Source organism: Reyranella soli (assembly GCF_007992495.1).
GTDB lineage: Bacteria > Pseudomonadota > Alphaproteobacteria > Reyranellales > Reyranellaceae > Reyranella > Reyranella soli.
Genome location: NZ_BKAJ01000386.1, coordinates 1 through 909 on the forward strand (window position 1 = coordinate 1; position 909 = coordinate 909).

The window sequence follows — 909 nt, forward strand, 5'->3', positions numbered from 1 at the left end:
TTACCAAAGCCATCCTCGGCGTCCGCGCGCGCGGCGGCATCGTCGTCGTGGTCTGCCACCGGCCGTCGGCCCTGGCCGGCGTCGACACGGTGCTGGTCATGCTGGCCGGCCGCCAGCAGGCGTACGGTCCGAAGGAGCAGGTGCTCCAGGCGCCGCAGCAACCGCAACAACCCGCCGCAATGCCGGCCGCCCGCATGATGCAGCCGATGACGGTGCATGCCGGCGGCCGTCCGCAGGAGAAGGCGCCGTGACCGCCCAGAAATCCATTCGCAGCCACCTCGTGGTGGGCGTCGCCGCCGTCGCCATCCTGGGGTTCTTCATCTTCGGCTGGGGCTCGCTCAGCGAGATATCGGGCGCGGTCATCGCCCCCGGCAAGCTGGTGGTCGACACCAACTCCAAGAAGGTGCAGCACCCGACCGGCGGCGTGGTCGGCGACCTCAGGGTCAAGGACGGCGATCGCGTCAAGAAGGGCGAGATCGTGGTGCGCCTCGACGAGACGCAGGCCCGCACCAGCCTCGCCATCGTCACCAAGGCGCTCGACGAGATGGAAGCGCGACAGGCGCGCCTCGAGGCCGAGCGCGATGGCGCCGACAAGGTCACCTTCCCGGCCGATCTCATCGCCCGCGACAAGGAGCCGGAAGTCGTGCAGGCGATGAAGAGCGAGCAGCGGCTGTACGAGCTACGCCGCTCAGCGCGCGAGGGCCAGAAGGCGCAGCTCCTCGAGCAGGTCGACCAGCTCCGCCAGCAGATCGTCGGCAACGACGAGCAGGTCGCCTCCAAGTCCAAGGAGATCGATTGGAACCAGCAGGAGCTGGGCGGCATCCGCGGCCTGTGGAAGCAGAACCTGGTGCCGTTCAACCGCGTGACCACGCTGGAGCGCGACTCGGCGCGCCTGCACGGCGAGCGCGG

At 69.5% G+C, this 909-nt stretch carries 1 protein-coding gene and 1 pseudogene; both read left to right on the forward strand.

Going from position 1 to position 909, the window contains the following annotated elements:
* A pseudogene (locus RSO01_RS46915) lies at positions 1 to 251 on the forward strand (type I secretion system permease/ATPase); the annotation flags it as partial.
* The coding region (locus RSO01_RS46920; protein ID WP_147157500.1) for a putative HlyD family type I secretion protein at positions 248 to 909 on the forward strand (662 nt) is incomplete at its 3' end. The pseudogene RSO01_RS46915 and the gene RSO01_RS46920, both read left to right, overlap by 4 nt.